This window comes from Kitasatospora sp. NPDC001527 (assembly GCF_040298605.1).
Taxonomy (GTDB): domain Bacteria; phylum Actinomycetota; class Actinomycetes; order Streptomycetales; family Streptomycetaceae; genus Kitasatospora.
Map to the genome: position 1 here is coordinate 1 of NZ_JBEPAM010000051.1, position 26,488 is coordinate 26,488.

The window sequence follows — 26,488 nt, forward strand, 5'->3', positions numbered from 1 at the left end:
GCCGGCCCCGCCCGTGGCCCCGCTGCGCCCCCCCCTGCACGCCCTACCGGCGCCCGGCGCCACGGCGCTCGCCCGCACTGCGCGGGCCGGCACGGCGCGGGCCGGGCAGGGGTGACGCGCCGGGGCGCGGTTCCGCCTCCCGGTCCGAGGTTCTCGCTCGTCGCCCGGTCATGCCCCACACCCCTTCCGAGTGCCGCCAGCAAATTTCTACAATCCTGTAGAGCAAGCCAGGAGCATACAAACCCACCCCCGCGAAGTCATCCCGCCGGGCCTCCGCACCGGAGAAACACCAGGTCAGCGGCGGCTAGGATGGCCACGAACCGCGCCGGACGAACAGAAGGACCATCATGTTCGAGAACCTCAAGAGCCTCGCCGACAAGGCCACCGACCTCGCCCGTGAGCACAGCGGCGCCATCACCCAGGGCCTGGACAAGGTCGCCGACGTCATCGACGACAAGACCGACGGCAAGTACAGCGGCCAGATCGACACCGCCGCCGACAAGGCCAAGGGCTTCATCAACGGTCTCGACGAGTCCAAGTAGCGGCACCCCGCCCCCGGCCGGACGCGGTCCGGGGGCGGCGCCGGTCGGTGTCCCGAAGGATCGCTCAGACGGTGGCGGCCAGGCGGGACGCCCAGTGCGACCGCCAGGCGAGCGCGTCCTCGACCCCCTCGGCGATGGTCCGGCGCGCCGTCCAGCCGAGCAGGTCGCGCGCGGCCGTCACATCGCTGTAGCAGCCGAGCACGTCGCCCGGCCGAGGCTCGGCCTCCCGGACGTCCAGCTTCGCGCCGATCGCCTGCTCGAAGGCGGCGACCAGCTCGCGGACGGTGGTGCCGTCGCCCGTACCGACGTTGACGACCCGGTAGCGCTCGGCGGCCCCGGGGGCGATCACCCGGTCGAACCGGACCAGCGCGGCGACATGGGCCTCGGCGACGTCCTGGACGTGGATGTAGTCGCGGATGCCCGAACCGTCCCGGGTCTCCCACTCGGTCCCGGTGATGGTGAACGGCGTGCCGTTGGTGTGCGCCTCGATCAACTTGCCCAGCGCGTGCGTCGGTGCGAGGTCCTGCAGCCCGGTGCGCAGCTGCGGGTCGGCGCCGATCGGATTGAAGTACCGCAGCGCGATGACCCGCGTCCCGCCGGCCCCCTCGCCGCGCGTCCAGTCCTGGAGCACCTGCTCCATCATCTGCTTGGTGCGCGCGTACGGGCTGTTCGCCTCGACCGGGCAGGACTCGTCGACGCGGCCGGTCGGGGTGGGCCGGTAGATCGAGGCCGAGCTGCTGAAGACCACCCGGGTGCAGCCGTTGCGCTGGAGCGACTCCAGCAGGTCGACGGTCTTGCCGACGTTCTCGCGGTAGTAGAACAGCGGCCGGGAGACCGACTCGGGGACGACGATCCGGGCGGCGCAGTGCAGCGTCGCGTCGATCTCGGGGTGCTCGGCGAAGATCCGGTCGACCAGTTCCGCGTCCGCGATGTCGCCCCGGTAGAACACCCGGCCCTCGACGAACTCGGGCCGGCCCTTGGAGAGGTCGTCGAGGACGACGGGGGTGATGCCGGCGTCCAGCAGGGCCGACGCCACGGTGCTTCCGATGTAGCCCGCCCCGCCGGTGATCAGAACCTTGCGCATGACCGGACGCTCCTTTCCCTCGGTCGGGCACCCGGTGATGCCCGTCGGGGTGGTGGACGACCGGTTCGCATGCGCCGGTTCCCCCGAACGGTGGACCGTCCGGCGCCCAGCCTCGGCGCACCCCAGGGCGCGCGGCGAGCGCGCGCGCCCCGCTGGGGGCGCGCACCGAGGGCGGCGGGGGTGCGCGCCGGGCGATGCAGCGACCGAGCGCGGGGCGGACGAACCGCGGCAGCGCCGGGAACGGGCGCGGGAAGGCGGGCACCGCGCACACAGCGGCGCCGGGGAGCGTACTCGGGGGGTGTACGCTCCCCGGCAGGGGGTGGTGGCGGCCACCGCACCGGTCGTCCGGAGGTCCGGACGCCGGTTGCCGTGACCGGAATGCTAGACCTGCGCGCAGGTCGTGACCAGAGCTCTGACCAGCTAATTTCCCGTCCAGGACATGCCACTTGACCCCCAGGAACCGCTCCGGCCCCGCCCGGCCCGACGGTCCGTCGACCATCGGGCGGGTGTCCGTCCGGCCCGCACCGGGCGGCGGACCGACGAGGCGTCACGAGCGCCCGGCCGCCCCCGGCACGCCTCCGTACGCGCCCTCGATCACCCAGCCGCCCTCCGGTCGCGGCGTGCGCCGACCGGCCGGAACCGGACGGTCCGCCGGGCCCGCTCCGTTCGTTCCACCCGGTTCCGCCGGACCCACCGGACCCACCGGGGTGCGCCCGCCCGCGCCGTCAGGCCGCGACGTCGAGCCGCTGCACGGCGAGGCGGGGGGCGCCGTGCCGGTGCAGGCCGGCGAGGCCCGCGGCGAGCCGCTGCGGGTCCCCGGTCAGCCAGAACCGCAGGGCGGCGGCCAGCGCCGCGCTCGCCGGGCCGATCCGCAGCCCGCTGACGGCGGCGATCCGCTCGCCGACCAGCGGGAGCAGGTCGGCCACCGGCGCCGGCAGCCAGAGGGTCACCGCGCACGGGGCGGGCCGGTGCAGCACCCGCAGCAGCCGCGACATGCCCAGGTCCCCGGCGGCGCCGGGCAGCACCGCTCCGGCCGGCAGCGTGGGCAGGACGTGCAGGCCGGGGATGACGTCGAGCAGACCGTCCACGACCACGTCCGACACGTCGGTGCCGTGGCCGCGCGCGAGTTCGCGCAGCAGGGCCCGCTCGGCAGCCGTGATCCTGACGGTCAGCATGACTTCTTCGCAGTCCATGGTCCCAGTTCCCGTCCAGAGCTTGAGGGTGTGCTCGTCCGTTGTCGGTCGTGTACCGGTCAGCCCGTGCCGATCATTACCTGCCCGTCAGCGGGCTCCGGCTATCGGCGTGATCAAGCCATAGTGACCGTCGTAGCGGCGGTAGAGCACCCGGCCGCGGCCGTCACGGGGATCGGTGTGGAACACGAACGGCCAGCAGGTGAGCCAGAGTTGGCGGGCGGCCTCGGCCGGCTCCAGCCGCGGCGCCGGGTGCGGGCTCTCGGTGAGCGGCAGCCCCGAGCCGCCGAGCCGGACCGTGGAGTGCGCCCGGACCAGCCGGAACCCGCCACCACCCGGCCTGCGGTGGACCACGCTGTCCTGGCCGGTCAGCGCGTCCGAGAAGAGGTGGAACCGGTAGTCCAGCGCCAGCATCTCGCGCACCGCCTGCTCGGGCGTGCGGCGGGCCAGTCGCACGGACTTGTGCCGGACGATCCGCCGTTCGGCGAGCGGGCGCCGCGCGTACTGCGGCCGGTAGGAGCTCTCGAACGCCGAGGCCAGGCCTACGTCTCCCAGCTCGCGCAGCCGTACCGCGCGCCCGGCCAGGGTGCCGAGCGCCAGGTCGACCGCCTCGCGCACCGTGACGGTGGCCAGTTCCACCCGCACCCGGCCGGCACCGTCGAGGTCCACCGAGGCCTGGGCGACGGCGGGCCTGGTGACCGACCGGTCGCGCGGCCGGGTGAGCCGCAGCCGGACGGCGTGCGCGTCCGGCCCGAGGTCCGTGATCAGCGCCAGCGACCGGGCCCGGGCGTACTCGGCGTCCTCGCGGGGCAGTTCGCCCCGGATCTCCAGACGGACGTCGAGGGCGGGCCGGTGGCGCAGACGGGTCATCAGAGGGTCCTCCTTGGTTCCGCACCATGCTGGACCTGTGTGCACCGTCCCGCCGAGGGCCGAAAGGCCCTGCCTGCCAGGCAGGACGGCCCCGGCGAGTGCCCGAAGAGGTGTCCGAGGAGGTGTCCGAGGGGTTTCGCGATGAGTTTCCCGAGGGGGGCGCGGACGGGTGTGCCGACCGGCGCGCGACCCGGTGCGCGGCCCGCGTCCGCCGGGGCGCCATCATCGGGACACGCCGCACAGACCTTGAGGACACTCCACCAATGGAGTGATCCATCCGAGTACGGCGCAACGCTCGCGGGACCGGCGCGTTTCCCATGGCGTGCGCCCTCTGTCCAAGGCGCGCGCGGGGTTCTGCGTCCACAGGCCCCCGAATCCCGGCTGTCGCGGCGGCGGCTCCGGTGGTACCGCAGCGCCGGGCCGGCCGACCGGTCCGACACCCGGCCGGTCACGCCGGGCCGTCCCACCGGTCCGTCCCCCCGGTCCATCTGGTGAGAGGTGATGTCATGATCCTGACGAACGAGACCCACAGACCGTCCGCCCCGCCCAGAACCGCCTCGGCGGGTCGCCGCCCGGCCCTCCCCCCGTTCGCCCCGGGCGCCGTCCCCGGCCTCGGCCACGCCCCCGCGCTGCTGCGCGACCCGCTCGGCTTCCTCGGCTCGCTCGCCCAGCACGGCGAGGTGGTCCGGATCCGGCTCGGACCGCGCACGGTCTGCGTGGTCACCGACGCCGGGCTGGTCCACACCCTGCTGGTGGCCCTCGCCCACGACTGCCCGCGCGGCGCCGTCCAGGACACCCTCAAGACCGCCTTCGGGGACGGCCTGCTGATGTCCGAGGGCCGCGCCCACCGCGACCGCCGCCGGATCATCCAGCCCTCCTTCGGGCCGGACCGGATGGCCGAGTACCTCGCCGTCATGCACCAGGTGACCGAGGAGCGCGCCGCGCGCTGGCAGCCCGGCGAGGTCCTCGACGTGGCCAAGGAGATGAACCACCTCGCACTGGAGATCGTCACCCGGGCGCTGTTCGACGCCCGGCTGAGCGAGGACGCCACACTCGCCTTCCACCGGGCCCTGCCCGACATGGTGAAGGGCCAGATCGTCCAGTCGCTCTACCCGCACCGGGCCTTCGCCCGGCTGCCGCTGCCGGTCAACCGGCGCTTCGACGCGGCGGTCCGGGTGCTCAACCAGGTCGTCGACCAGGCCGTCAACGGCACCTCCGCCGGGACCGTGGGCGGCACGGCGACCGGAAGCACGTGCGGGACCGCGGCCGGCGCCGCGGCGCACTCGCCGTTCGGCGGCGGGTGCCCGGTGACCGGCGCGGCCGGACGGCGCGGGACCACCCTGCCCGCGCTGCTGCGCGCCGCCGTCGACCCCGCCACCGGCCGGCCGCTCACCGAGGCGGACGTCCGCTCCGAGGCGATCACCATGTTCGGTGCCGGCACCGAGACCGTCTCCACCACGCTCACCTGGCTGATCGACGAGCTGGTCCGCCACCCGCGGATCGAGGCGCGCGTCCTGGCCGAGCTGGACGAGCACCTCCCGGCCGGCACCGTGCCCACCCCGGAGGCGCTCGCCCGCCTCACCTACACCCGCGCGGTCACCCAGGAGGTGGTCCGGCTGCACGCGCCGAACGCCTTCCTGATGCGCACCGCCACCGTGCCGGTCGAACTGGGCCGGTACCTCGTCCCGGCCGGCACCGAGCTGCTCTACAGCCTCACCGCGATCCACCGCGACCCCGCGCTGTACCCCGAGCCGCTCCGCTTCCACCCCGGCCGCTGGTACGGCACGGGCCAGGCACGGGGCCAGGGCGGCGGGGGCGTCGCCCGGCAGGCGTTCCTGCCGTTCGGCGCCGGCAAGCACAAGTGCATCGGCGAGGCCTTCGCCTGGGCCGAGCTGACGGTGGCGGCCGCCGCCATCCTGCGCCGCTGGCGCCCGACGGCCCTGCCCGGGTCCCGGGCCCGCGAGGTGGTGTGGACGACCGTCCAGGCCCAGGGCCTGCGCGTGCGGCTCACGCCGCGCGGCGGCCGCGCCCCGCACGCCGTCGGCCCGCGCCGCACGCCGTCGGCCGGCCATGACGACGCGCCCGCCCAGTGCGTCCCGATCATCGGCCCGCGCCGGCCCGAATCCGGTCCGCGCGGTCCGCGGCCGGGTGAGACGGGTCCGGCGGGCGCTCCCGGGTCCACCGGGTCCACCGGCCCCGCCGCGCCGGCCGGTCCGGCGGGGCCGCGCCGGTCGACCGTGCTCCCCGCCCAGTCCTCCCTCGCCAACCGCCGGTCCGCCGCCACCGAGCATCCGCAGGCGAGCGCGCTGCGGACCTCGGCCCGCACGGTGGCGCGCACCGGCGGCCCCCGGACCGGCACGACCACGCGCAGCATCACGGTCGACCCGGCCCTCGCCGTACGCCCGGTCACCTACCTCGGACCGCTCACGACGCTCGGACCGGTCACCACCCTCGGGCCGGTCACCACCGTGCGGCAGATCGCCACGGCCCGCCGGGTCACCGCGGTCCGGCAGATCACCGCCGTCCCCCGGACCGCGCTGCCGCTCCGTCCCGAGACACCGACCGCCCCGGCGGCCCGCCCGGCCGCCCGGCGCGTGCCCGACGTCCTGCGCCCGCTGGGCGAGCCACGCGCCCCCGGCGAGCTGCGTGCCCCCCGCGAGCTGCGCGCCGCCGCGGCACGGCACAGCGACTGGGCCCTCGCCCACGGTCTGCTCGCCCCCGAGGACCTCGCGCGGTACCACACCTACGCGCTGCCCGAGCTGATCGGCCACTCCTACCCGCGCGCCCGCGGCACCGAGCTGGACCTGCTGATCGACATCCTCGGCTGGTTCACCATCCTCGACGACCGCTTCGACGGCCCGCCCGGCCGCGACCCCGCCGAGGCCCGCGCCATCGTCGAGCCGCTGCTCGCCGTGCTGGACGGCCGGCCCGTTCCCACGGGTACGTCGCAACCCCACCTGCTCGACGCCTGGCGGGAGCTGTGGCAACGCCAGAGCGCCCCCATGCCGCCGGGCTGGCGGCGGCGCGCCGCCGCCGAGTGGCGCTCCTGTCTGGAGACCTTCCTCGCGGAGACCGCCCACCGGGCCGCCCGCACCCAGCCCGACCTGGCCGAGACCGTTCGGCTGCGGCGCCATGCCAGCTGTCTCTACCCGTTCATGGACATACTGGAGCACGTCCACGGCGGCGAGGCACCGGCCGGGCTGCACGCCGACCCCGCCCTGCACCGCCTGCGCGCGAACACCGCCGACGCGGCCACTCTGATCAACGACCTCTACTCGGCCGACCGCGAGGAACGCCAGAACGTCGCGGCCTTCAACACCGTGCTCACCCTGCAACGGATCCGCGGCTGCACCCGCAGCCGGGCCGCCAGGGCGGTCGGGGCCCGGATCGCCGGGCTGACGGTGGAGAGCGAGACGCTGCGCCGCAGCCTGCTGCTCCGGCACCCCGCGGGCCGCTGGTACCTCGACGGCACCCGGGAACTGGTCGAGGGCGTCTACGCGTGGACCAGCACCAGCCGCCGCTACACCGGGGAGGACGCCCCGCGCTGATCCCGGCCCGGCGGCCGGCGCACCGCGGCGAACCGGTCCCGGCCGCTCCCCGGCCGGGACCGGTCGTCGTGTCCCGCCCCGTCCTGTCCTGCCTGTCCCGTGCTACCGGGTCCGGCCGGGCCCGTTCGCCCCCGGTCCGGTCGCTTCCAGTCCGTTCGCCTCCGGTCCGGTCACTTCCGGTCGCCGAGGGCGAACAGCAGCAGGACGAACCCCGCGAACAGGTGCGTGGCGAAGATGTAGATGCCCGCCCGGATCAGCATCGCCTTGCGCCGCGCCTTCTCCTCCCGCGTGGCCTCGTTCTCCGCCCCGCCGGTGTTCTCGCTCATGCCCGGGCACTCCTTCGGTCGACGGGCCGGTCATCGCTCGCCTCGGGCGCGGCGCCGGCGGCACCGGCGGCACCGGCGGCACCGGCGGCACCGGCTTCCGGCGCCCGCAGCTCGGTGAGCAGCGCCCCCTGGTCGGTGATCAGCTCGGTCAGGATCCGCCGCGCGGCCCGCAGCAGCTCGGCGACGTCCGGCGTGCTCAGGGCGTACACGACGGTGTTGCCCTCGCGGGTCGCGGTGACCAGCTGGGTGCGGCGCAGCACCGCGAGCTGCTGGGAGAGGTTCGAGGGCTCGATCTCGATCGAGGCCAGCAGCTCGCGCACCGGCCGCGGCCCGTCCTGGAGCAGTTCCAGTACGCGGATGCGCACCGGGTGCCCGAGCGTGCGGAAGAACTCCGCCTTCGCCTGGTACAGCGGGACCGGCATCGTCCGTCTCTCCCTGCACGTCTCTGGATGGGGCCTGGTTCGGCCCGTTCGGCGGGAAGCATCATCGTTGCAGATGAAGATTTCTTCAAGTCGTCACGGTCGTCCGCCCGCGCACGAGCGGGAAGGGAGCAGGGCGGGCCCGGGGTCACCAGCACCCCGGGCCCGCCCCATTTGCCACCGGTCTACAGCGACCGCGTCATCAGCAGGGCACCACGACGTCGACGGTCACCGGGGCCGGCGACCACGGGAAGGTGGCGACGCTGAAGCTGCCGTGCACGGTGGAGCCGCACGGCACGGTCCCGCCGACGCCCGGCACCTTCACCGTGCTGGCGGTGAACAGGGTCCGGCCGCTGACCGAACCGAGCGACGCGCCGCCGACGACCTGGCCGGAGAGGCCGGTCAGCAGCTCGACGGTCTGCGGCGTGGTGCCCGGGGTCGGCGGGCCCGCCAGGCTGATCTGGCCGTACAGCTGGACGCTGTCGCCGGTCACCTCGGCACAGACCTTGGTGGACAGGCCGGCCTGCAGGCCGGACGCGCCGCAGGTCACGGTGGTGCCGGTGGTGGTCGCCTGCGCGGCGTTCGCCTGGGCCGGAACCGCCAGCAGCGCCGCCGCTCCGGCGATCCCGGCGGCCGTCAGGGTGAGTCGGTTCATCCGCATGATCCCGCTCCTCTTCGTTTCTTCTCTTCGTTGACAAGGGCTTCTGAGTGCCACATGTGACATGTCACATGTGGCACGGCAGAACTCTGACAGGGGAATCGAATGCCGAAAAGGACCAAGATCCAAACAGTCGATGATCAGACTGGAAACCGGCCTTCGATGGCGCAATAACGATCTTGGTCGGCGTCCGGGCCCGGACCTGGGCCTGGGTTTGGATTTGGGCTTGGATTTGGGCTTGGGCTTCGGCCTGGGCTTCGGCTTGGGCGGCCGGTCACTCCCCCAGGGGCAGGCGATCCGCCCCCAGCCGCCGGGCACTCTCGATCGCCATGTCCATGAACGCGAGCGCGTCGGCCCGCCGGACGAACGGGTTCGGGTAGAGCGAGCGCTGCCGCCCGTCCTCACGGACCCGCAGGCACTCGTCCACGATCCGGCGCCACCGCTCGTCGAACACCACCCTGGCGTACTCGCCCGCCCCGCGCTTGGAGGCGATCCGCCCGGTGGCCAGCGTGTAGTGCAGCCGGCTCACCCCCAGCACACCCCAGGCCGGCCCCCGCCCGTTCAGGCAGGCCAGCCCCGGCCCCGACACCAGCCGCGAGGAGCGCCGCCACCACGGGCGCCAGTACTCCTCCAGGTTGCCGACCGTCCAGGCGGCCAGCTCCCGCGGATCCGTGTCGATCATCAGTTCCTGGGCCCGCGGCCCGCACAGCGTGACACCCTGGCGTGCCAGCGTGTGCCAGAGCACCGGTGTGCGGTCGGACCGCACCCGGCGCCGGAGCGTCCCGCCGAACACGTGCGGCCCCGGCGCCGCCTGCGCCGGCGAGCCCGCCAGCTCGTGCCAGGTGAGGTAGGGGCCGTCGAACGCGGGGCGCGGGTAGCGGACCGCGAGCCGGGCGTGCGCACGCTCCAGTCCGGCGAGCTGCTCCCCCGTCACCGGGTCGGCGGTCACGGCCACGAAGTCGATGTCGCTCCGCGCCGGGTGGAAGTCGCCCAGGGCCGTCGAGCCGACCACGTACAGGCCCTCGACCAGTCCGGGCGCGGCGGCGTCGACCAGGGACAGATAGGCATCGGCGATCTCGTGTACGAGAGGGTGCACAGTCACGGCGAAAAGCCTGCCATCTTGCTGACCCTCCGTGTCCGCTCGTTTCCGCTAAGCATCGGCGCGTGTTGGCCACCCGTGCACCCTCTTCACGCCACCCTCACCCCTTTTCGCGCCACTCCCGCGCCACCCCGCACCGAACGCGGATCAGTGGGGCCGGTCCAGTAGGGTCGGCCCGCGACGGGTGTCCCGCCGGGGCCGGGGCCGGGGAGGTTGACGTGTTGGTCGGATCGCGGACCGGATTCGGTCTGGAGTTCCCCATCGAACAGGACCCGGGACTGCTGTGCGTCGACGTCTTCGTCGGCGGGCTCCACGTGAACACGTGGGACAACGCGTTCTACCCACCACTGCTGGTCAAGAAGCTCAAGGACGAGCTCGGCCGCTTCCGCACGCCGGCCGCGCTGCCGACGGGGTTCACCTCGCCGTCCGAGTCCTTTCTCACCGCCGAGAGGTGGATGTACGACGGCTCCCGCACCGGGACCTCGTCCGGAACCGAGGAGGCACTCGCACGGTGTGCCTTCCTGGAGTGGGGCGAGTGCACCGACGAGGTGACGGCCTTCGCCTTCCCCGACGGCGACCGCCTGCACCTCGTCTGCCGGGTACGCGACGGAGGCGGCCCCGCCTGGGGCACCGAGGCCCGCCACGAGCCGACGGTGGCGTCGGTGAGCCGCCCGGCCGTCCTCGACACACTGGAACGCGGCCTCGCCCTCGCCGAACACGAGTGGTCCACCCGCCTCACCGCCCCCAAGGGCCACCTCTAGGAGGCGTTCACGGGGCTGCGGTCGCGGCGGCTCGCGCCACTGTTCGGGATCTCGACGGCGACGGCGGGCCGCATCGCGAAGCGCCTCGGCCCGCACCACGAGGCACAGGCCGTCGCCCACCCGCACGACCTCGCCCGAACCGCATGAAGCCAGCAGGCCGGACCACACACCGACCTGCCCACGCCCGGGCTTCTGCAACAGGCTTCAGCGCGGCACGTCCGCGCCCTTGTCCCAGTGCCGGTCGAAGTACGAGCGGAAGTAGGCCGCCGCCTCGCCGCCCTCGATGCGCATGCCGGCCACCCGGTCGTCGGTGGTGAAGGCGAGGAACACCCCGTCACCCATGATGGCCATGCTCATCAGGTCCGCCTCGATCGGCCAGCTCACCTCGCGGATGTGATACCTGCTCAGGTCCCGGGTGTCCTGCCGGTGCTGCGCCGTCCAGCGCGCGTACTCCGGTGACGGGCCCGAGCAGAACAGTCGACGGACGGACCCGCCCTGCCGCGCCCAGTCGAGCACGGCCTCGAAGTACGCGGCGAAGGCCGGCGTCGAGTCGCTGAAGGTGTCCGGGGTCCCGATCCTCATGTACCAGGTGTCGAGATGGCTGGGATTGTGTTTCCGCAGGTAGTCGGTGGCCGCCCGGTAGAACTCGGCGGCGTCCGGGTAGTGCTCCACCCGGGAGAACGCTGCGGAGCGGAACTCCCGTTGCAGCGATGCCAGTTCGAGGCGCAGGTCGGCGATCTCCCGCTGCGCCCCCTTCAGTGGCAGCAGCAGCCGCAGGATCGCGTAGACCGCCGCGAAGAGGAACGGCATCAGCCAGGTCGGCGGCACGTCGAACACCGCCGCGACGGTCGACCCGACGACGACCAGCGCGCAGGCGACGGCGAACCCCCGCTCCTCCCATCGGTCGATCAGGCTGCCCGTATTCGGCGCGCCTTGCGGATGAGCCATGAATCCCCCACGTCACCCTCTGGCAGGTCGTCAGATCATAGACCTGTAGCTGACCTTCGCGTGCCCGGTCGGCGGGGCGCGCGAGGTACGCCACCGGGGTTCCGGCGCACGCCGGGAGCTCGCTGGGGAGCACGCCGGAAGCACGCCGGAGTCGGTGAGGGGAGATACCGGGGGCCGTCAGGAGGCGGTGAAGGAGGTGCGGAGGGCGTCGACGCGGCGGACGGCCTCGGTGAAGCCGGCGGTGTCGAGGCGGCCGCTGTCGAGGGCGGTGGCGAGGGCCTCGACGGCGGCGTCGCCCTGCTGGACGTCGCGGGCCGAGCAGAGCAGGAGGTCCATGCCGGCGTCGGCGGCGGCGACGGCCCGCTCGCCCACGTCACCGAAGGCGGCGAGGGCGCCGGCTTCGAGGGCGTCGGTGATGGTCACGCCGCGGAAGCCGAGGCGCTCGCGCAACTCGCCCTGGACGATGGTGCGCGAGAGGCCAGCCGGACGGTAGGCGTCGAGGGCCGGGTAGACCGCCCAGGAGGTCATGACCAGCCGGACCCCGGCGGCGATGGCGGCGCGGTACGGCTCCTCGCCGCGGGCCCTGAGGTCGGCGAGCGGGACCGGGAGGACGACGGGACGCTCGTCGGTGTTCTCCTCGCGGGCGGCGGCGCCGAGGCCCGGGAAGTGCTTGGCCGTCGCGGCGACACCGAGGCGCTGCTGGGCGGCCAGGAAGGCGGATCCCGACTCGGCCACCACGTCCGGCTTCTGGCCGTAGGAGCGCTCGAAGTGGTCGATGAAGTTGTCGGGCGTGTCGAAGACGTCGAGCACGGGGGCGAGGTTGACGTTCAGGCCCGCCTCGCTCAGCGTGCCGGCCGCTCCGGCCCCGGAGCGGGCCGCCTCGCCGGCCGGGTCGGCGGCCAGGCCGGTCTTCCGGGCGGAGAGGTCCGGGGCGCCGGGCAGTCGGCGGACCTTCCCGCCCTCCTGGTCGGTCATCAGCAGGAGCGGGGACGCGGACGGGGCCTCGGCCGCCGCCTGCCGCAACTCGGCGACGCTGGCCTGGAGTTTGCGCACCGAGGGGACGTTGTCCTTGAAGAAGATGACGCCGGCGGCGCGGCCCGCCCGGACGGCGTCGAGCAGCGCGGCGGGTGGGGTGTCGCCGGAGTAGGAGTAGATGACCCGGCGGCCGGCGAGCTGGAGCGATTCGGTGGTGGGCACGAGAGGCGTCCTCTCCGTGGAGATGGGGGGTGTCGGGGCCGTCGCGCCGGGTTCGGCCGAGCGCTCGACGGGCTGGGGCGGCCGGGCGGCGTCTCCCGCGCCGGGCGGGTCCAGCCGGGCGAGCGGGGCTGACGGGGCCAGGGCGGAGAACAGCAGGGCGAGGAGCGCGACATGGACGGTTCGGCGGGGTATCGGCATCCGGCCTCCCTCGGTCGGGTCCGGGCGGTCGGGGCTCGGGGCTCGGGGCTCGGGGCTCGGGCGAACGACGGTGCGCCCGGAGTGTGCCCGGGGCGCCCGGGGGCGCCCGGCCCAGGATGGCGGGGCGCGCGAGGTGACACCAGCAGCCTCACCCCAACTGTGGTCGTCCCGCCTCCCGGAGCAGCCGTCCGAGGACGGCGACGCCCTCCTCGATCTCGCCGGGCGCTCCGGCGGCGTAGCCGAGGACCAGCCCCGGCGCGTGCGGCAGCCGGGCGTGCCAGGAGAGCGGCTGCACCTTGACGCCGTGGGCCAGCGCCGCCGTGGCGAGCTCGGTGTCCGTGCAGGCCAGGCCGTCGGGGAAGGTGACCAGGAGATGCAGTCCGGCCGACGCCCCGTGGACGACGGCGCCGGGCAGATGGGCGGCGATCGCGGCGGTCATCGCGTCGCGGCGGCGCCGGTGGCGCGGGCGCAGCAGCCGCAGGTGGCGCTCCAGCGCGCCGGAGTCCATCAGCCGGGCGAGGACGAGCTGGGGCAGCGCGGCGTTGCCGAGGTCGCTGAGCCGTTTGGCGTCGACCAGGAGGTCCCGGTAGCGGGCGGGGGCGAGCATCCAGCCGGTACGCAGGGCGGGGGCGAGCAGCTTGGAGACGCTGCCGAGGTAGAGCACGTGGTCGGGGTGGACGCCGCGCAGTGCGGGCACCGGCGGGCGGTCGTAGCGGTGTTCGGCGTCGTAGTCGTCCTCGATGACGAGCCCGCCCTCCGCCGCCCACCGGAGCAGCTCGCGCCGCCGGGCGCCGCCGAGGACCACGCCGGTCGGGAACTGGTGGGCGGGTGTGAGCAGGACGGCGCGGGCGCCGGTGGCGCGCAGCGCGTCGACCCGGATGCCCTCGGCGTCGACGGGGACGGGCGGGGTGGCGGTGATCCGGTGGCCGAGGTGCTGGCGGGTGCCGAGTGAGCCCGGGTCCTCGACGGCGACCGCGTCGAGGCCGGTCGCGCGGAGCACCTCGCCGGCCAGGGCCAGGGCCTGCGCGGCCCCGGCCACGATGAGGACGTCCTCGGGGTCGGCGCGGATGCCGCGGTTGCGGCCGAGCCAGTCGGCGACCGCGCGGCGCAGGGCGGGGGTGCCGCGCGGGTCGCCGTAGCCGAAGTCCCGGGCGGCGAGGTCGTGCAGGACGGCGCGCTCGGCGCGCAGCCAGGCGGTGCGGGGGAAGGCGGCGAGGTCAGGGACTCCGGGTGAGAGGTCGATCCGGGCGGGGGCGTTGCGCAGGGCGTCGAAGCTGGCCGGGACGGGTGTGCCGTCGAAGGGTGCGTCGGGGTCGGGGGCGGGGGCGGGGGCGGGGACTGCCCCGGGTGCTGGATGTATCGGACGTACCGGGTGCGCCGGGGCCCGGACGAGCGGGTCGACCACGATGGTGCCGCCCCTGCCCCTCCCCGCGATCCGCCCCTCCTCGGTGAGCCGGCGGTAGGCGTCGGTGACCACGCCCCGGGAGACCCGGAGGTCGGCGGCGAGCACGCGGGTGGCGGGCAGCCGGCTGCCGACCGGCAGCCGGCCGTCGGCGATCGCCTGCCTCAGCCGCCGGGCCAGCCAGTCCGCGAGTCCGCCGGCGGGGGCCTCGCCGGGGTCGAGCTGGAGGAAGTCGGCATCGGCGGTTGTGGACCTGTCGACCAGCCGTTCATTGGACCTGTGCACCGGTCCATTGTGCCGGGAGGGTGGGGGCATGACGACGAACACCCCGCTCCCCACCGACCTTCGCCCCGCGCCGGTCCCCGGCACCGGCCACGCCTATGTGCACGGCTACTCCCCCACCGAGGCCCGGCGCCTCGGCGACCAGGCCGACACCCTCGCCGACCTGCTGCACGCGGGCACCGCCTACCCGCCGGGCAGCCGGGTCCTGGAGGTCGGCTGCGGCGTCGGTGCGCAGACGGTGCACCTGCTGGCCACCAGCCCCGGCGTGCTGCTGACCGCCGCCGACATCTCGGCGGACTCGCTGGCGCTGGCGCGGGCCCGGGTCGCCGCGCACGCACCCGACGCGCGGGTCGACTGGCACCACGGCGACCTGCACCGGCTGCCCTTTCCCGACGCCTCCTTCGACCACCTCTTCGTCTGCTTCGTCCTGGAACACCTCGCCGACCCGACGGCGGCGCTGGCCGCGCTGCGCCGGGTGCTGAGGCCCGGCGGCACCATCACCGTGATCGAGGGCGACCACGGCACCGCGTGCTTCCACCCGCGCGGCGAGGCCGCGCAGCGGGTCGTCGACCACCTGGTCCGGCTCCAGGCGGACGGCGGCGGGGACGCCCTGATCGGGCGGCGGCTGCAGCCGCTGCTCACCGACGCCGGCTTCCGGGACGTCGCGGTGGGCCTGCGCACGATGTACGCCGACACCACCCGGCCGGCGCTGGCCGAGGGGTTCACCCGGCGCACCTTCGTCGCGATGGTCGAGGCGGTGCGGGCCGAGGCCATCGGGGCCGGCCTCAGCACGGACGAGGCGTTCGACCGCGGCCTCGCCGAGCTGCGCCGTGCGGCGGAGCCGGGCGGGACCTTCCACTACACCTTCTCCAAGGCGGTCGCGGTCAACCCTTGACGGTCGGCCCCCGACGGTCGGCCCCCGACGGCGGGCGGGGGCAGGGCGCCGGCCGGCGGTGGCGCGTGGTCACTCCGGGCTGTCGCCGAGGGTGGTGAGCACGACGCGCAGGGCGTCGATGAACGCGGCGGTCTGCGCCTCGTCCAGCCCGGCCAGGACACGGCGCTCGGTGGCGAGGTGGTCGGGCAGGGCGCGGTCCATCAGGGCGTACCCCTCGTCGGTGAGCGCGACGTCGCGACTGCGCCCGTCGGAGCCGCTGGCGGTGCGGGTCACCAGGCCTCGGGCCTCCAGCCGGTCGAGGCGCTGGCTGATCGCGCCGGACGTGACCATCGCGGACCGCATCAGGCCGGTCGGGGTGAGCCGGTACGGCGGGCCACTGCGGCGGAGGGTGGCGAGCACGTCGAAGGAGGCGAAGTCGAGGTCGTGCCGGGCGAAGGTCTCCTTCAGCTCGGCGTCGACCAGGCGGGTGAGCCGCTTGAGGCGGCCGAGCACCTCCATCGGCGAGACATCCAGGTCGGGACGCTCCGCGCCCCACTGCCGCACCACCCGGTCCACATGATCTTCGCGTTCTGCCATGTCCTCCAGCCTAAACGATGCCTTAGCGGTGAGATACCTCACAGCAGCCCACCCCCAACACCCCGCCCAGATTCCTTAGCGCTGAGATACATTGGCTTAGTGCTAAGGAATCGACTCGCCATCGTGCTGCTCACCGCCCTCGCCCCCGCTATCTGGGGCTCCACCTACCTGGTCACCACCGAGCTGCTGCCGCCCGGGCGCCCGCTGCTCGCCGGGGTCCTCCGCGCCCTGCCCGCCGGGCTGCTGCTCATCGCCCTCACCCGCCGCCTGCCCAAGGGCAGCTGGTGGTGGCGCTCGCTCGTCCTCGGCGCGCTGAACATCGGCGCCTTCTTCGCCCTCCTCTTCGTCGCCGCCTACCGCCTTCCCGGTGGCGTCGCCGCCACCGTCGGCGCCGTCCAGCCACTGATCGCCGCCGGCCTCTCGGCCGCCCTCCTGGGCGACCGCCTCTCGCTGCGCACCCTCCTCTCCGGCATCGCCGGCGTGGCCGGGGTCAGCCTGCTCGTCCTGCGTGCCAACGCCCAGTTGGACGCCCTCGGCATCCTGGCCGCGCTCGGCGGCGCGGTGGTGATGGCCACCGGTGTCGTCCTCTCCAAGCGCTGGACCTCACCGGCCCCGCTGCTCGCCACCACCGGATGGCAGCTCACCGCGGGCGGTCTGCTGCTCCTTCCGGTCGCCCTGCTGGTCGAGGGGCCGCCGCCGTCCCACCTCACCGGCGCCAACCTGCTCGGCTACGGCTACCTGAGCCTGATCGGCGCGGCCGTCGCCTACGCGCTCTGGTTCCGCGGCATCCGCGCCCTGCCGCCCACCTCGGTCACCTTCCTCGGTCTGCTCAGCCCCGTGGTCGCCACCGCCCTCGGCTGGCTCGTGCTCGGCCAGGACCTCGCGCCCGTCCAGGCACTCGGCGCGCTGATCGTGCTCGGCTCGCTCGTCGCCGCGCAGACCCAGCGACCGCGCACCCCGTCGAAGGTGGTCGCCGCCTCCTCCGACGCCCCTTCCGACGGCGCCGCCGCCGACCGCGCCGACACCCGCACCCGCCAAACCGCCTGACCGCCTGACCGTCCGGCGCGCCCCCGGACACCTCCTCTCCATCGCATCCCAGTCCCAGCCCCAGTCCCAATCCCAGGAGAACTCCCCATGCGCATCACCGTGTTCGGCGCGAGCGGCAACGTCGGCAGCCGGGTGGTGGCCGAGGCGGCCGCCCGCGGCCACCAGGTCACCGCCGTCCTGCGGGACCCCTCCCGCCCGCACAGGCTCGCGCCGACGGTCGGGATTGCCACCGGTGACGCCCGCGACCCCGCCGACGTCCACCGCCTCGCCGCCGGGCAGGACCTGGTGGTCACGGCCACCCGCCCGGCCCCCGGCCGCGAGGACGAACTGGCCACCGCGACCAAGGGCCTGCTGGCCGGCCTGGCCGGAACCGGCGTGCGGCTGCTGGTCGTCGGCGGCGCCGGCAGCCTCGCCCTGCCCGGCGGGAGCGGCACCACCCTCGCCGAAGCCCCGGACTTCCCCGCCGCCCTGCGCCCGATCGCCGATGCCTGCGGCGAGCAGCTCGCCCTCTGCCGCGCGGACACCGAGGTCGACTGGACCTACCTCAGCCCGCCGGCCCTGCTCGAACCGGGCGAGCGGACCGGCCGCTACCGGCTGGGCCGCGACGAGCTCCTCGTCGACCCGGACGGCACCTCGGCCATCTCCATGGAGGACCTCGCCGTCGCCCTCCTCGACGAGGCCGAGCACCCCGCCCACCGCCGCCTGCGCTTCACCGTCGCTTCTTAATGTCGTTGTCAAGCCGCCGTGGTCACTGGAGGTGTGACGTGGCAGCACCGTCGGTCACGGATCAGCGCCCACAGGACGTTGACGCGGCGGCGGGCCAGGGCCATCACGGCTTGGACGTGCCGCTTGCCTTCCGCGCGTTTGCGGTCGTAGAAGGCCCACGAGTTCGGATCGCAGCGGATGCTGACCAACGCGGAGGTGTAGAAGACGCGTTGGAGCCGGCGGTGGTAGACCATCGGCCGATGGAGGTTGCCGCTGACCTTGCCCGAGTCGCGGGGCGCCGGTGCGATGCCGGCGAACGCCGCCAGAGCATCCGGGGAGGGAAAGCCGTCCAGGCTGCCGCCGACGCCGGCCAGGAACTCGGCACCGAGAACGGTGCCGATACCGGGGACGCTCTCGACTATCGCGGCGAGCTCGTGCTCGCGAAACCGGCCCTCGATGAGCTTGTCGATCTCGGCGATCTGCTCGTTGAGGGCCATCACCACCTCGGCCAGGGTGTGGACCAGCTTCGCGGTGGTCTTCTCCCCGGGGACGGAGGTGTGCTGGCGTTCAGCAGCCTCAACAGCCGCCTCCGCGAGGGCTCTCGCGTTTCGGACCTTGCGGTTGGCGAGCCACTTCGTCAGCCGCGCGGTCCCGGTGCGGCGGATCGCCGCGGGGGTCTGGTAGCCGGTCAGGAGCTTGAGCGGGCCGGCGTTGGTCACCTCCAGGGCCCGTTCCAGGGCTGGGAACATGCTCAGCAGGGTGCCGCGCAGGCGGTTGATCGACCGCGTGCGGTCCTCGACCAGGTCGGCCCGCCGTCCGGTCAGCAGCTTGAGCTCGATCGCGGCCTCGTCGCCGGGACGGACGGGCTGCAGGTCGCGGCGCATCCGGGCCTGGTCGGCGATCACGTAGGCGTCGCGGGCGTCGGTCTTGCCCTCGCCGCGGTAGCCGTCGGAGGCCCGGTTCACCAGGCGGCCGGGGATGTACAGGACCTCCTGGCCGTGGGCGACCAGCAGGCTCAGCAGCAGGGCCGGCTCCCCGCCGGTCATGTCGATCGCCCACGTCACCGGCTCGCCGCCGGCGAGGGCCAGGACGTCCGCGATCAGTTCCAGCAGCTCGGGCTCGTCGTTGGCGACCCGCCGCGACAGCACCTTCCTGCCGTCCGCGTCGAGGGCCAGGCCGTGGTGGTGGCCCTTGCCACTGTCGATCCCCGCCCATATCCGGCTCATCATGCTCCTGACGTGCGTGTTCGTGCTGTTCGTACCACGGACGACCTCGCCGGCATTGCTCTACTCAGCGACTTGCTCGCACTTCCTAATCGGCGGCCGAGTCGTCGTGGGGCGCCGGGCGGCGAAGCGACGGAAGCCATGAGACGGCAGCCCACTGATAGCCACACCCAGCACCCCTGGGTGATCCAACCCTACGAATGACCAGACCAACCCGGCTCAGAAGGTAGAGCTCAGAAGGTAGAGCCCACTGAATCCCCGCCCGGCCGCCCCGCACCGGCGGCGCCCGGGGTACCCGCCGGTCGGCTCGGGCCCGGCGCCCGTTCCCCGTTCCGATTCTCGCCCGGGCCTCCGCCCTCGGCCTGCTGCTCCTCATCCGTGCACTCCCTCCTCGTGGTCCCCGACCTGAGCGGCCGCCGCGACGGCCGCTCACCCCTCTCGACGGATCCCACCCGGCGGAAGGGAGCAGCCGCCGTCAACCATCTCGTCGAAGACTCACCCCGGCGGGGGATCAGCTGCACCTGACGCCCCCTCAGAGGTGGTTCAGGCGCCAGGGGAAAGACGGGTGCCCACTGGATCGACCACGACCGGTCGACCGGCCACGATCGACGCATGACCACATGGACCACCAACCGCACCGGGCGTCGCTCCCGGCTCTCCGCCCTCGGCCGGCGCACCGTGGCCCTGCTCGCCGTCCTCGCCCTGGCCCAGACGGCGGGCACCGCGAACGCCGTCGCGGCGCCCGCCGGAGCGACCGCCCCCGGTGTCCCCGCCCGCTACTCCCAGCAACGACTCGACTGGCAGCCCTGCGCGGAGGAGGCCGCGCTGGAGTGCGCCGCCATGACCGTGCCCCGGGACTGGCACCACCCCGGGCGGGGGCCGGACCTCACCGTCGCGGTCTCCCGGCACCGCGCGAGCGACCCGGGCCGACGGATCGGCACCCTGCTGACGGCCGCCGGAGGCCCCGGCGGCACGGGCCTGCGGCGCCCGGCGGGCTTCGTCCGGGACGCGCCCGCGCTCGGCGCCGCCTACGACGTCGTGGGCTTCGACCAGCGCGGTGTCGGCCACAGCACCCGGGCCGTCTGCCAGACGCCCGAGGATTTCCGGGCGTTCTTCGCCGGGGACTTCCGCGACGACACGCCGGCCGACCGGGCCCGGGTGATCACGGCCTCGCGCGGGTTCGCCGCCGACTGCGAGCGGCGCAGCGACGGCCTGCTGCCCTACCTCACCACCGAGCAGGCCGTCCGGGACCTCGACCTGCTGCGCGCCCTGCTCGGCGAACGCCGGGTCAGCTACTACGGGCCGTCCTACGGCACCGTGATCGGCGCGTACTACGCGACGCTCTTCCCACAGCGGGTCGAGCGGATGGTGCTGGACAGCGTCATCGGCTTCGACGGCACCTGGGAGCGGTTCGAGCAGCGGCTGCCGATGAGCTTCCAGCGCCGGTTCGAGGAGGACTTCCTGCCCTGGCTGGCCGCCCGGGACGCCGTCTACCACTACGGCACGACCGCCGCCGAGGTGAAGGCCCGCTGGGAGGCGCGCCGGGCGGCGCCGCACGAGCACCCGCTGGTCGACGGCACGCTCACCATCGGGCCCAACCAACTGGACAACGGCACGATCCGAACGTCTACCGCACGAACGCGGGCTTCACCCAACTGGCCACCGCGCTGGCCGCGCTCGACGACTGGCCGGGCGCCGAACCGGCCGCCCGCACCACCGCCCGGCGGGTCTTCGGCGAGTACCTCGACCCGGAGTTCCTCGCCGAGTACTTCGCGGTCACCTGCACCGACACCCCGTGGACCCGCGACCTGTCCGTCTGGGTGGACCGGGGCACCGGGAACACCGCCCGCCGGCCGCTGGCCGGGGCCCGTACGCTCGCCTTCTCCGCGGTCTGCGCCTCCTGGCCGGCGCCCACGGCGCCCCCGGTGCGGGTCACGGGTGCGGGCCTGCCGCCCACGCTGATGCTCAATTCGGTGCACGACCCCGCGACGCCCGTCGAGGCCGCGCTCTCCGCGCACCGGGCCCTGCGCGGCTCGCGTCTGGTGACGGTCACCGGGAACGGCGACCACGGCCAGTACCCCGGGCCGAACCCGTGCGTGCGCTCCATCGTGGAGTCCTACCTGCTCACCGGGACGATCCCGCCCGCCGACCTCACCTGTCCGTCACCGGAGGCGGCGTGAACAGCGTCCCCCGGGCGTCCGGGAGCAGGCCGAGCGCGCGTGGTGCTCCTGAACGCGGCCGCCCGCGGCGGAGTCCTCCCCCCGGAGGACCCCACCGCTGGCGGCGTCGGGTGGGCGCCGGGCCGTCAGGGACGGTCGAGCGTGATCGAGTTGATCGGCGTCAGGTCGGCGTAGACGCCCGTCTGGGCGGGGAGGTCCTCGCCGCAGCCGGTGCCGTTGTACCCGGTGCACAGGTGGGCGTGCGCCCCGCCCGACTGGTTGTTGAGCACCCAGTGCCAGCCGTTCTGGTTGCGGAGGTTGTGGGCGCCGTAGCTCCAGAAGACGTCGGTCGGCGGCTTGCTGGTGTCGGAGTCCTGCGGGTAGATGCAGACCGCCCCGTACGGGCAGCCGTCCCAGGGACCGTCGACGGCCTGGGCGCCGGAGGCCCCCATCGTGGTGACGGCGGCGGCCGCGAGGGCGAGCGCGGCGGCGGCGTGCAGGATCTTGCGCATGGTGGTTCTCCCTCAGGTGCTGGTCCGGTCCGTGTCCGGCCGGTGCTCAGCAGCGTAGGAAGGGGCCGCCCGCAGCGGTCCCTGACGGATGACAGGGTGCCGGGGCGGCCCGGGCGCGGGCCGACGCGGTGCCGGTCTGCGCTGCGCCGGTCAGCGCTGCGCGGCGAAGGTGTCGCAGCGGGCCGGGTCGCCGGTGCGGTAGCCGGTGGTGAACCAGGCCTTGCGCTGGTCGGAGGAGCCGTGGGTCCAGGTGTCGGGATCGATCCGGCCGGTGGCCTGCTTCTGGATCCGGTCGTCGCCGACGGCCGCCGCGGCGTCCAGGCCCTGGGCGATGTCCTGGTCGGTGAGGGTGCTGATCAGCGGCCGTCCGGTGGAGGCCTGAGGGGTGGTGGTGGCGTGGTGGGCCCAGACGCCGGCGTAGCAGTCGGCCTGGAGTTCCAGCTTCACCGAGGCGCTGTCCCGGCCCTGCCGGTCCTGCCCGACCTTCTGCATGGTGCCGGTCAGGTTCTGGATGTGGTGACCGTACTCGTGGGCGACCACGTAGGCCTCGGCGAACGGGCCGCCGCCGGCCCCGAAGCGGGTGGACAGTTCGTCGAAGAAGCCGAGGTCGAAGTAGGCGCGCCGGTCGGCCGGGCAGTAGAACGGGCCGACGGCGGAGCTCGCCGCGCCGCAGGCGGTGGAGACCCGGCCGGTGAACAGGACCGTCTCGGCGGGCCGGTAGGCGACGCCCAAGCGGGGCAACTGCCCGCCCCAGTACTCCTGGAGGCTGTTGGTGACGGCCACGATCCGGCAGTCCTGCCGGCGGTTGGCGTCGGCACCGGTCCTGCAGACCTGCTGGACCTCCCCCGCGGTGGTGGTCCCCCCGGACCCGGCGTCCGAGCCGCCGCCGTCGGAGAGCCCGAGGATGCTCGGGTCGACGCCGAAGAGCACCGCGATCAGAACGGCGATCAGACCGGCCGCGCCACCGCCGACGGCGACCTTCCCCCCGGGGATGCCGCGCCGGTCGTCCACCTGCGAGGTGTCGAGGTCGCCCTGGTCGTCGAACTGCATGCCGGTCCGTCCCTTGTGTGCGGCCGGCGCCCCGGGGCGCCGGGCGGCCGCGCCCGGCCGCCCGGCCACGGTAGCCGCTCAGCGCGCCGCTTCCGGCGAAGGACGCGCAGGTCAGAGGGGGTCTTCCGGACACGGGACGGGGTCGGTGACCGGCGGTGGCGGCCGCATCACACCCTGCTGGCCCCCGAGACCGGCGGAGTGCCGTGCCCGGCCGTCAGGAACGCCTCTGCCCGGCGCCGGACCTCGTCCGGGAGGCCCGGCCCCGGGACGGACACCGTCCCCCGGAGGGCGGCGGCAAGCCGGGCGGCGAGACCGGGCCGGGCCGTCCAGACCTCCGGGGCGCGGCCGAGCACGGCGGACAGGAGATCGCCCGGGTGGAGGTCGCCCCCGGCCAGGGGGTCACGGCAGAGCAGCTCGACCGCGCGCGGAAGCAGGTGGGTCAGCCCGATGTCCTGGCCGATCAGCAACCGCAGTTCCTCGGCGCCGAGGTCGGCGACCGGACGACGGCGCAGGGCGTGGGCGGTGACGGCCAGCCGGGTGGCGTCCGCCCCCGGTTCGGGCCACCGGTTGCCCTCAAGCGCCTCCAACGAACCGGGGACGACGACGCCGCGCGCCCGTGCGGAGCCGGCCCGGGACGCCGCGCGGGACCAAGCCCCGGAGGCGGAACGGGCGCGGCTCACCGGAGCGCCGCGCCTTCGGCCGCCCCGGCGTCGAGCTGCTGACAGCCGACCACCCGCAGGAGTTCAAGGGCTTCCGCGGTCGCGCTGCCGGGCGGCGCGGTGTGGACGAGGAGCAGCTGGTCCTGACCCGCGGCGGCCAGCATCTCGCAGTCGAGGTCGAGCCGGCCGACCAGCGGATGCAGGACGGTCTTGCGACCGCTGCGCCGCACGGCCACGTCGTGCCGCGCCCAGAGGGCGGCGAACTCCTCACCGGTGGCGAGCAGGCGTGCCACCAGCCGGCCCAGGTGCGCGTCCCCGGGGCGGGCCGCGTGGGCGGCGCGCAGGTGGGCGACGTGCCCGCGCGCCAGCTCCTCGTGCTGCTCGGCGGGGAAGAGCGCGCGGGACCCGGGCTCGGCGAACCAACGCAGGACGACGTTGCGCCGCTCCGGCGGCCGCTGGGAGACGTCGCCGAACAGGGCGGCGGCCATCGCGTTCTGGGCGAGGACGTCACCGACGTCCGACATCACCTGGGCCGGGGTGTCGTGCAGGCGGTCCAGGATCAGCAGCAGGCCCGGCCGGACATGGGTGAGCGGGGTGTGCCGGCGCGGCGGCCGGTGACCGGCGAGGTGGAACAGGTGGTCGCGCTCGTCCTCGGTCAGCCGCAGCGCCCGGGAGAGGGCCGCGACCAGCTGCGGCGAGGGCTGCGGACCGCGCCGCTGCTCCAGGCGCGCGTAGTAGTCCACCGAGAGCCCGGCGAGCTGGGCCACCTCCTCGCGGCGCAGGCCGGGTGTGCGGCGGCGCGCGCCGGGCGGCAGGCCGACGTCGGCGGGAGTGAGCGCGGCGCGGCGGCGGGTCAGGAAGTCGGCGAGGGCCGGTCGGTCGATCACCCTCCCATCCTCCGCCCCGGGCGGGGCGCTCAACCAGGGATCGCCGGTCCCTGGTTGAGGAGGTCTCTGCCGCCGCCACCGCTTCCCCGCCACGGTGGTGACGGGGAGGGCGGCACCCGCTGCACCGGGCGAAACTGGCGAACCTGGTGAACCGGGCGAACGGGCGCCGCCCCGACCACGAGCGACCACCTCGCAAGGGAGTTGAGACAGCGATGACGACGTTTCTGGTGACGGGCTCCACCGGCCAGGTCGGCCGCCGGTTCGTGCCGCGGCTGGCGCAGTGGACCGGGCCCGGCGCGGTCCGGGTGCTGGTGCGGCACGAGGAGCAGGCGCGGGCGGCGACCGCCGCGGGACTCCAGGCGGTCGTCGGCGACCTGCGGGAGCCGGCCGACCGGGCGCGGGCCCTGGAGGGCGCCGACGTGGTGGTGCACCTGGCCGCCGGGCGGCGCGGGATGCCGGACGAGGAGGCCTTCGCGGTGAACCGGGACGCCACCGTCGCCCTCGGGCGGGACGCGGCCGGAGCCGGGGTCCGGCGGTTCGTGCACACCAGCACCAACCTGGTGTACGGGCGGAGGCTGGGCCGGCCGGCCGTGGAGGACGATCCGCTGGCCCCGGACGCCCTCTGGGGCGCCTACGCCGCCTCCAAGGCCGCGGCGGAGCACGGGCTGCGCGCGTTCGGCGACCGGCTGCCGCTGGTCGTGGTCCGCCCCGCCTTCGTGTACGGCGAGGGCGACCCGCATCTCGCGGACTCGCTGCACTGGGCGGGCCGCTGGCCCTCGCACCAACGGCTGTCCGTGGTCCACCACGCCGACGTGGCGCGGGCCCTGTGGGGCGCGGCGGTGACGCCGGGGGTGGAGGGGCGCAGCTACAACGTGGCGGACGACGCACCGGTGACCGCCTGGGACCTGCACGGGATCAACGACGTGCCCCGCCCGGAGTCCTGGACCGCCGCACCCGGCGACACGCCGCAGGCCGACGCGGTCGTCCTGCCGAAGGGGGCCGGGCCCGCCGACCCCTGGGAGAGCCAGGTCTCCACCGCCGCGATCCGCCGCGAGCTCGGCTGGCGCCCGCTCTACCCATCGGTGTGGACGGCCCGCGACGCGGGCGCGCTGTAGGCGCACGGGCGCCCCGGCACCCGGCACCCGGCACCCGGCCGCCTGACCGGCAACCCGGGCGACGACGCGGGCCGCTACCGTGACGGGCATGATCACTCATCTGGTCCCCACCTGGGAGGTCTCGGAGAGCCGGGGCGTCGAGACGGCCTGGGTCGAACTCGGCAACGACCGCCTGCGTGCCCACGGCCGGGTGGCCGGCCTGATGCCCGCGCCCTACTGGCTCGACTACGAGCTCGACACCGGGCCCGGCTGGACGACCCGCCGGCTCGCGGTCCGCGCCGCCTCGGCGCAGGGCGTGCGGGAGCTGGAGCTGCTGAACCACGACGGACGGTGGACCGTCGACGGGCACCACCGGCCGGAGCTGGACGGGGCGCTCGACTGCGACCTCGGCCTCTCCCCGCTGACCAACGCCATGCCGCTGCTCCGCCACCGGCTCCACCGGGAGCCGGGGCGGCACGACTTCCTGATGGCGTGGGTCCGGGTGCCCGACCTGACGGTCCACCCGTCGCGCCAGACGTACACCCACCTGGGGCCGACCGGGAACGAGGACGCCGCCGGTGCGGCGGCGACCGTCCGGTACGAGTCCGGCGGTTTCCGCGCCGACCTGCTCGTCGACCTGCACGACCTGCTCGTCGACCTGCACGGCCTGGTCCTCGACTACCCCGGCCTGGCCCGCGGCCACAACTGAGGCCCCGCCGCAGCTGAGCCACCACCACGGCTGCGCCGGTGGCCCGCCGGCCACCGGGGGGTGGCCCGCCGACCGACGGCCCGCCGGCTGGGTTCTGTCCGCGCGATCATGAGCGGTGCCAGATGGCACGGTCATGGTCGCCGCTTGTCCATGACGGGCTCGAACCGGGTGCGGTCGGCGCATTGTCCCGGCGTGATGACCAGGGACAAAGCCCGGCAGCGGCCCTCCGCGCTCAGGGGGAGCTTGGTGGTGCGACCGCCTCGGGACCGTCCGGGGCCTCGCCGGCCGCCCGGGTGGCGGGCGAGCCGGGGCTCGGCCCGTGGGTGGTGCTCGGCAAGACCTTCAAGGGGCCGACCGACCGAACGCTCGCCCGGCAGACCGCCGAGTTGCCCGCCCGGGAGACCGGGCGGGACGCCCGGACGGTGCTGGTCCGGCCGGAACTGGTCGA

Annotated in this window: 26 protein-coding genes; 10 read left to right on the forward strand and 16 right to left on the reverse strand. The window is 74.8% G+C overall.

Features of this window, described 5'->3' with window-relative positions:
* Positions 1-347: 347 nt before the first annotated feature.
* Positions 348-542 (forward strand): antitoxin, encoded by a 195-nt coding sequence (locus ABT238_RS32045; RefSeq protein ID WP_350571684.1) that lies wholly within the window; start codon positions 348-350, stop codon positions 540-542.
* 64 nt (positions 543-606) lie between these two features.
* On the opposite strand, the gene galE is transcribed toward ABT238_RS32045, so the two are convergent.
* The 3 genes from galE to ABT238_RS32060 form a co-directional block, all read right to left on the reverse strand.
* Entirely contained in the window at positions 607-1,626 is a 1,020-nt protein-coding gene (gene galE, locus ABT238_RS32050) for a UDP-glucose 4-epimerase GalE (protein ID WP_350571682.1), read from the reverse strand.
* Positions 1,627-2,351: 725 nt separating this feature from the next.
* A complete protein-coding gene (locus ABT238_RS32055) occupies positions 2,352-2,819 on the reverse strand; it encodes a hypothetical protein (protein WP_350571681.1) in 468 nt (155 codons plus the stop codon).
* 87 nt (positions 2,820-2,906) lie between these two features.
* On the reverse strand, positions 2,907-3,686 hold the full coding sequence (locus ABT238_RS32060; RefSeq protein WP_350802242.1) for a sigma 54 modulation/S30EA ribosomal C-terminal domain-containing protein: 780 nt from the start codon (positions 3,684-3,686) through the stop codon (positions 2,907-2,909).
* A gap of 506 nt (positions 3,687-4,192) precedes the next feature.
* Between ABT238_RS32060 and ABT238_RS32065 the strand changes: the two genes are divergently transcribed.
* Entirely contained in the window at positions 4,193-7,234 is a 3,042-nt protein-coding gene (locus tag ABT238_RS32065) for a cytochrome P450 (RefSeq protein WP_350802243.1), read from the forward strand.
* A 170-nt stretch (positions 7,235-7,404) separates the two neighbouring features.
* Here the strand turns inward: ABT238_RS32065 and ABT238_RS32070 are convergent, their stop codons facing one another.
* From ABT238_RS32070 to ABT238_RS32085, 4 genes are all read right to left on the reverse strand, one after another.
* Positions 7,405-7,560, reverse strand: a complete 156-nt coding sequence (locus tag ABT238_RS32070) for a DUF6126 family protein (protein ID WP_350571676.1) — start codon at positions 7,558-7,560, stop codon at positions 7,405-7,407.
* Positions 7,557-7,982 (reverse strand): ArsR/SmtB family transcription factor, encoded by a 426-nt coding sequence (locus ABT238_RS32075; RefSeq protein ID WP_350802244.1) that lies wholly within the window; start codon positions 7,980-7,982, stop codon positions 7,557-7,559. The genes ABT238_RS32070 and ABT238_RS32075 overlap by 4 nt, the downstream gene beginning before the upstream one ends.
* 199 nt (positions 7,983-8,181) lie before the next feature.
* On the reverse strand, positions 8,182-8,640 hold the full coding sequence (locus ABT238_RS32080) for a hypothetical protein (RefSeq protein ID WP_350571674.1): 459 nt from the start codon (positions 8,638-8,640) through the stop codon (positions 8,182-8,184).
* 271 nt (positions 8,641-8,911) lie between these two features.
* Positions 8,912-9,739 (reverse strand): nucleotidyltransferase domain-containing protein, encoded by an 828-nt coding sequence (locus tag ABT238_RS32085; protein ID WP_350571672.1) that lies wholly within the window; start codon positions 9,737-9,739, stop codon positions 8,912-8,914.
* 215 nt (positions 9,740-9,954) lie between these two features.
* On the opposite strand from ABT238_RS32085, the gene ABT238_RS32090 reads away from it, so the two are divergent.
* Positions 9,955-10,497, forward strand: a complete 543-nt coding sequence (locus tag ABT238_RS32090) for a hypothetical protein (protein WP_350802245.1) — start codon at positions 9,955-9,957, stop codon at positions 10,495-10,497.
* Positions 10,498-10,701: 204 nt separating this feature from the next.
* On the opposite strand, the gene ABT238_RS32095 is transcribed toward ABT238_RS32090, so the two are convergent.
* From ABT238_RS32095 to pdxR, 3 genes are all read right to left on the reverse strand, one after another.
* Positions 10,702-11,445 carry a hypothetical protein gene (locus tag ABT238_RS32095; protein WP_350802246.1) on the reverse strand — a complete coding sequence of 248 codons (744 nt, stop codon included), beginning with the start codon at positions 11,443-11,445 and terminating at the stop codon, positions 10,702-10,704.
* A 177-nt stretch (positions 11,446-11,622) separates the two neighbouring features.
* Positions 11,623-12,840: a glycoside hydrolase family 3 N-terminal domain-containing protein gene (locus ABT238_RS32100; RefSeq protein ID WP_350571667.1), complete on the reverse strand. Its 1,218-nt coding sequence runs from the start codon at positions 12,838-12,840 to the stop codon at positions 11,623-11,625.
* A 148-nt stretch (positions 12,841-12,988) separates the two neighbouring features.
* Positions 12,989-14,557, reverse strand: coding sequence for a MocR-like pyridoxine biosynthesis transcription factor PdxR (gene pdxR / locus ABT238_RS32105; protein ID WP_502891481.1), 1,569 nt, complete (start codon positions 14,555-14,557; stop codon positions 12,989-12,991).
* Here pdxR and ABT238_RS32110 point away from each other — a divergent pair.
* Positions 14,556-15,419, forward strand: coding sequence for a methyltransferase domain-containing protein (locus ABT238_RS32110; protein ID WP_350571663.1), 864 nt, complete (start codon positions 14,556-14,558; stop codon positions 15,417-15,419). The genes pdxR and ABT238_RS32110 overlap by 2 nt on opposite strands.
* Positions 15,420-15,488: 69 nt before the next feature.
* Here ABT238_RS32110 and ABT238_RS32115 read toward each other — a convergent pair whose 3' ends face one another.
* Positions 15,489-15,995: a MarR family winged helix-turn-helix transcriptional regulator gene (locus tag ABT238_RS32115; RefSeq protein WP_350571661.1), complete on the reverse strand. Its 507-nt coding sequence runs from the start codon at positions 15,993-15,995 to the stop codon at positions 15,489-15,491.
* Positions 15,996-16,094: 99 nt separating this feature from the next.
* Here ABT238_RS32115 and ABT238_RS32120 point away from each other — a divergent pair, with 99 nt between their 5' ends.
* Positions 16,095-17,042: an EamA family transporter gene (locus tag ABT238_RS32120; protein WP_350802248.1), complete on the forward strand. Its 948-nt coding sequence runs from the start codon at positions 16,095-16,097 to the stop codon at positions 17,040-17,042.
* Positions 17,043-17,129: 87 nt separating this feature from the next.
* Positions 17,130-17,768 carry an NAD(P)-dependent oxidoreductase gene (locus ABT238_RS32125; protein WP_350571657.1) on the forward strand — a complete coding sequence of 213 codons (639 nt, stop codon included), beginning with the start codon at positions 17,130-17,132 and terminating at the stop codon, positions 17,766-17,768.
* An 8-nt stretch (positions 17,769-17,776) separates the two neighbouring features.
* On the opposite strand, the gene ABT238_RS32130 is transcribed toward ABT238_RS32125, so the two are convergent.
* Entirely contained in the window at positions 17,777-18,973 is a 1,197-nt protein-coding gene (locus ABT238_RS32130; RefSeq protein WP_502891482.1) for an IS110 family RNA-guided transposase, read from the reverse strand.
* A gap of 609 nt (positions 18,974-19,582) precedes the next feature.
* On the opposite strand from ABT238_RS32130, the gene ABT238_RS32135 reads away from it, so the two are divergent.
* Both ABT238_RS32135 and ABT238_RS32140 read left to right on the forward strand, forming a co-directional pair.
* Positions 19,583-20,932: an alpha/beta fold hydrolase gene (locus ABT238_RS32135; protein ID WP_350802250.1), complete on the forward strand. Its 1,350-nt coding sequence runs from the start codon at positions 19,583-19,585 to the stop codon at positions 20,930-20,932.
* The gene (locus ABT238_RS32140; protein ID WP_350802264.1) at positions 20,827-21,150 is read left to right on the forward strand and encodes an alpha/beta hydrolase; all 324 of its coding nucleotides are present in this window, start codon (positions 20,827-20,829) and stop codon (positions 21,148-21,150) included. The genes ABT238_RS32135 and ABT238_RS32140 overlap by 106 nt, the downstream gene beginning before the upstream one ends.
* Positions 21,151-21,275: 125 nt before the next feature.
* On the opposite strand, the gene ABT238_RS32145 is transcribed toward ABT238_RS32140, so the two are convergent.
* The 4 genes from ABT238_RS32145 to ABT238_RS32160 form a co-directional block, all read right to left on the reverse strand.
* Positions 21,276-21,641: a hypothetical protein gene (locus ABT238_RS32145; protein ID WP_350802251.1), complete on the reverse strand. Its 366-nt coding sequence runs from the start codon at positions 21,639-21,641 to the stop codon at positions 21,276-21,278.
* Positions 21,642-21,791: 150 nt separating this feature from the next.
* On the reverse strand, positions 21,792-22,691 hold the full coding sequence (gene ypfJ, locus ABT238_RS32150; protein WP_350571649.1) for a KPN_02809 family neutral zinc metallopeptidase: 900 nt from the start codon (positions 22,689-22,691) through the stop codon (positions 21,792-21,794).
* Positions 22,692-22,858: 167 nt separating this feature from the next.
* Positions 22,859-23,371, reverse strand: coding sequence for a contact-dependent growth inhibition system immunity protein (locus ABT238_RS32155; protein WP_350802252.1), 513 nt, complete (start codon positions 23,369-23,371; stop codon positions 22,859-22,861).
* Positions 23,368-24,234, reverse strand: coding sequence for a helix-turn-helix transcriptional regulator (locus ABT238_RS32160; protein WP_350802265.1), 867 nt, complete (start codon positions 24,232-24,234; stop codon positions 23,368-23,370). Before ABT238_RS32160 ends, ABT238_RS32155 begins: the two co-directional genes overlap by 4 nt.
* Before the next feature lie 215 nt (positions 24,235-24,449).
* Here ABT238_RS32160 and ABT238_RS32165 point away from each other — a divergent pair, with 215 nt between their 5' ends.
* Positions 24,450-25,352 carry an NAD-dependent epimerase/dehydratase family protein gene (locus ABT238_RS32165; protein WP_350802253.1) on the forward strand — a complete coding sequence of 301 codons (903 nt, stop codon included), beginning with the start codon at positions 24,450-24,452 and terminating at the stop codon, positions 25,350-25,352.
* 88 nt (positions 25,353-25,440) lie between these two features.
* A complete protein-coding gene (locus ABT238_RS32170) occupies positions 25,441-26,040 on the forward strand; it encodes a putative glycolipid-binding domain-containing protein (RefSeq protein ID WP_350802254.1) in 600 nt (199 codons plus the stop codon).
* Positions 26,041-26,488: the final 448 nt, after the last annotated feature.

Coding starts and splice junctions, on each gene's coding strand:
- ABT238_RS32045 (WP_350571684.1), top strand. CDS start 348: ATGTTCGAGAACCTCAAGAGCCTCGCCGACAAGGCCACCGACCTCGCC.
- galE (WP_350571682.1), bottom strand. CDS start 1,626: ATGCGCAAGGTTCTGATCACCGGCGGGGCGGGCTACATCGGAAGCACC.
- ABT238_RS32055 (WP_350571681.1), bottom strand. CDS start 2,819: ATGGACTGCGAAGAAGTCATGCTGACCGTCAGGATCACGGCTGCCGAG.
- ABT238_RS32060 (WP_350802242.1), bottom strand. CDS start 3,686: ATGACCCGTCTGCGCCACCGGCCCGCCCTCGACGTCCGTCTGGAGATC.
- ABT238_RS32065 (WP_350802243.1), top strand. CDS start 4,193: ATGATCCTGACGAACGAGACCCACAGACCGTCCGCCCCGCCCAGAACC.
- ABT238_RS32070 (WP_350571676.1), bottom strand. CDS start 7,560: ATGAGCGAGAACACCGGCGGGGCGGAGAACGAGGCCACGCGGGAGGAG.
- ABT238_RS32075 (WP_350802244.1), bottom strand. CDS start 7,982: ATGCCGGTCCCGCTGTACCAGGCGAAGGCGGAGTTCTTCCGCACGCTC.
- ABT238_RS32080 (WP_350571674.1), bottom strand. CDS start 8,640: ATGCGGATGAACCGACTCACCCTGACGGCCGCCGGGATCGCCGGAGCG.
- ABT238_RS32095 (WP_350802246.1), bottom strand. CDS start 11,445: ATGGCTCATCCGCAAGGCGCGCCGAATACGGGCAGCCTGATCGACCGA.
- ABT238_RS32100 (WP_350571667.1), bottom strand. CDS start 12,840: ATGCCGATACCCCGCCGAACCGTCCATGTCGCGCTCCTCGCCCTGCTG.
- ABT238_RS32110 (WP_350571663.1), top strand. CDS start 14,556: ATGACGACGAACACCCCGCTCCCCACCGACCTTCGCCCCGCGCCGGTC.
- pdxR (WP_502891481.1), bottom strand. CDS start 14,557: ATGCCCCCACCCTCCCGGCACAATGGACCGGTGCACAGGTCCAATGAA.
- ABT238_RS32115 (WP_350571661.1), bottom strand. CDS start 15,995: ATGGCAGAACGCGAAGATCATGTGGACCGGGTGGTGCGGCAGTGGGGC.
- ABT238_RS32125 (WP_350571657.1), top strand. CDS start 17,130: ATGCGCATCACCGTGTTCGGCGCGAGCGGCAACGTCGGCAGCCGGGTG.
- ABT238_RS32130 (WP_502891482.1), bottom strand. CDS start 18,973: ATGAGCCGGATATGGGCGGGGATCGACAGTGGCAAGGGCCACCACCAC.
- ABT238_RS32135 (WP_350802250.1), top strand. CDS start 19,583: ATGACCACATGGACCACCAACCGCACCGGGCGTCGCTCCCGGCTCTCC.
- ABT238_RS32145 (WP_350802251.1), bottom strand. CDS start 21,641: ATGCGCAAGATCCTGCACGCCGCCGCCGCGCTCGCCCTCGCGGCCGCC.
- ypfJ (WP_350571649.1), bottom strand. CDS start 22,691: ATGCAGTTCGACGACCAGGGCGACCTCGACACCTCGCAGGTGGACGAC.
- ABT238_RS32165 (WP_350802253.1), top strand. CDS start 24,450: ATGACGACGTTTCTGGTGACGGGCTCCACCGGCCAGGTCGGCCGCCGG.
- ABT238_RS32170 (WP_350802254.1), top strand. CDS start 25,441: ATGATCACTCATCTGGTCCCCACCTGGGAGGTCTCGGAGAGCCGGGGC.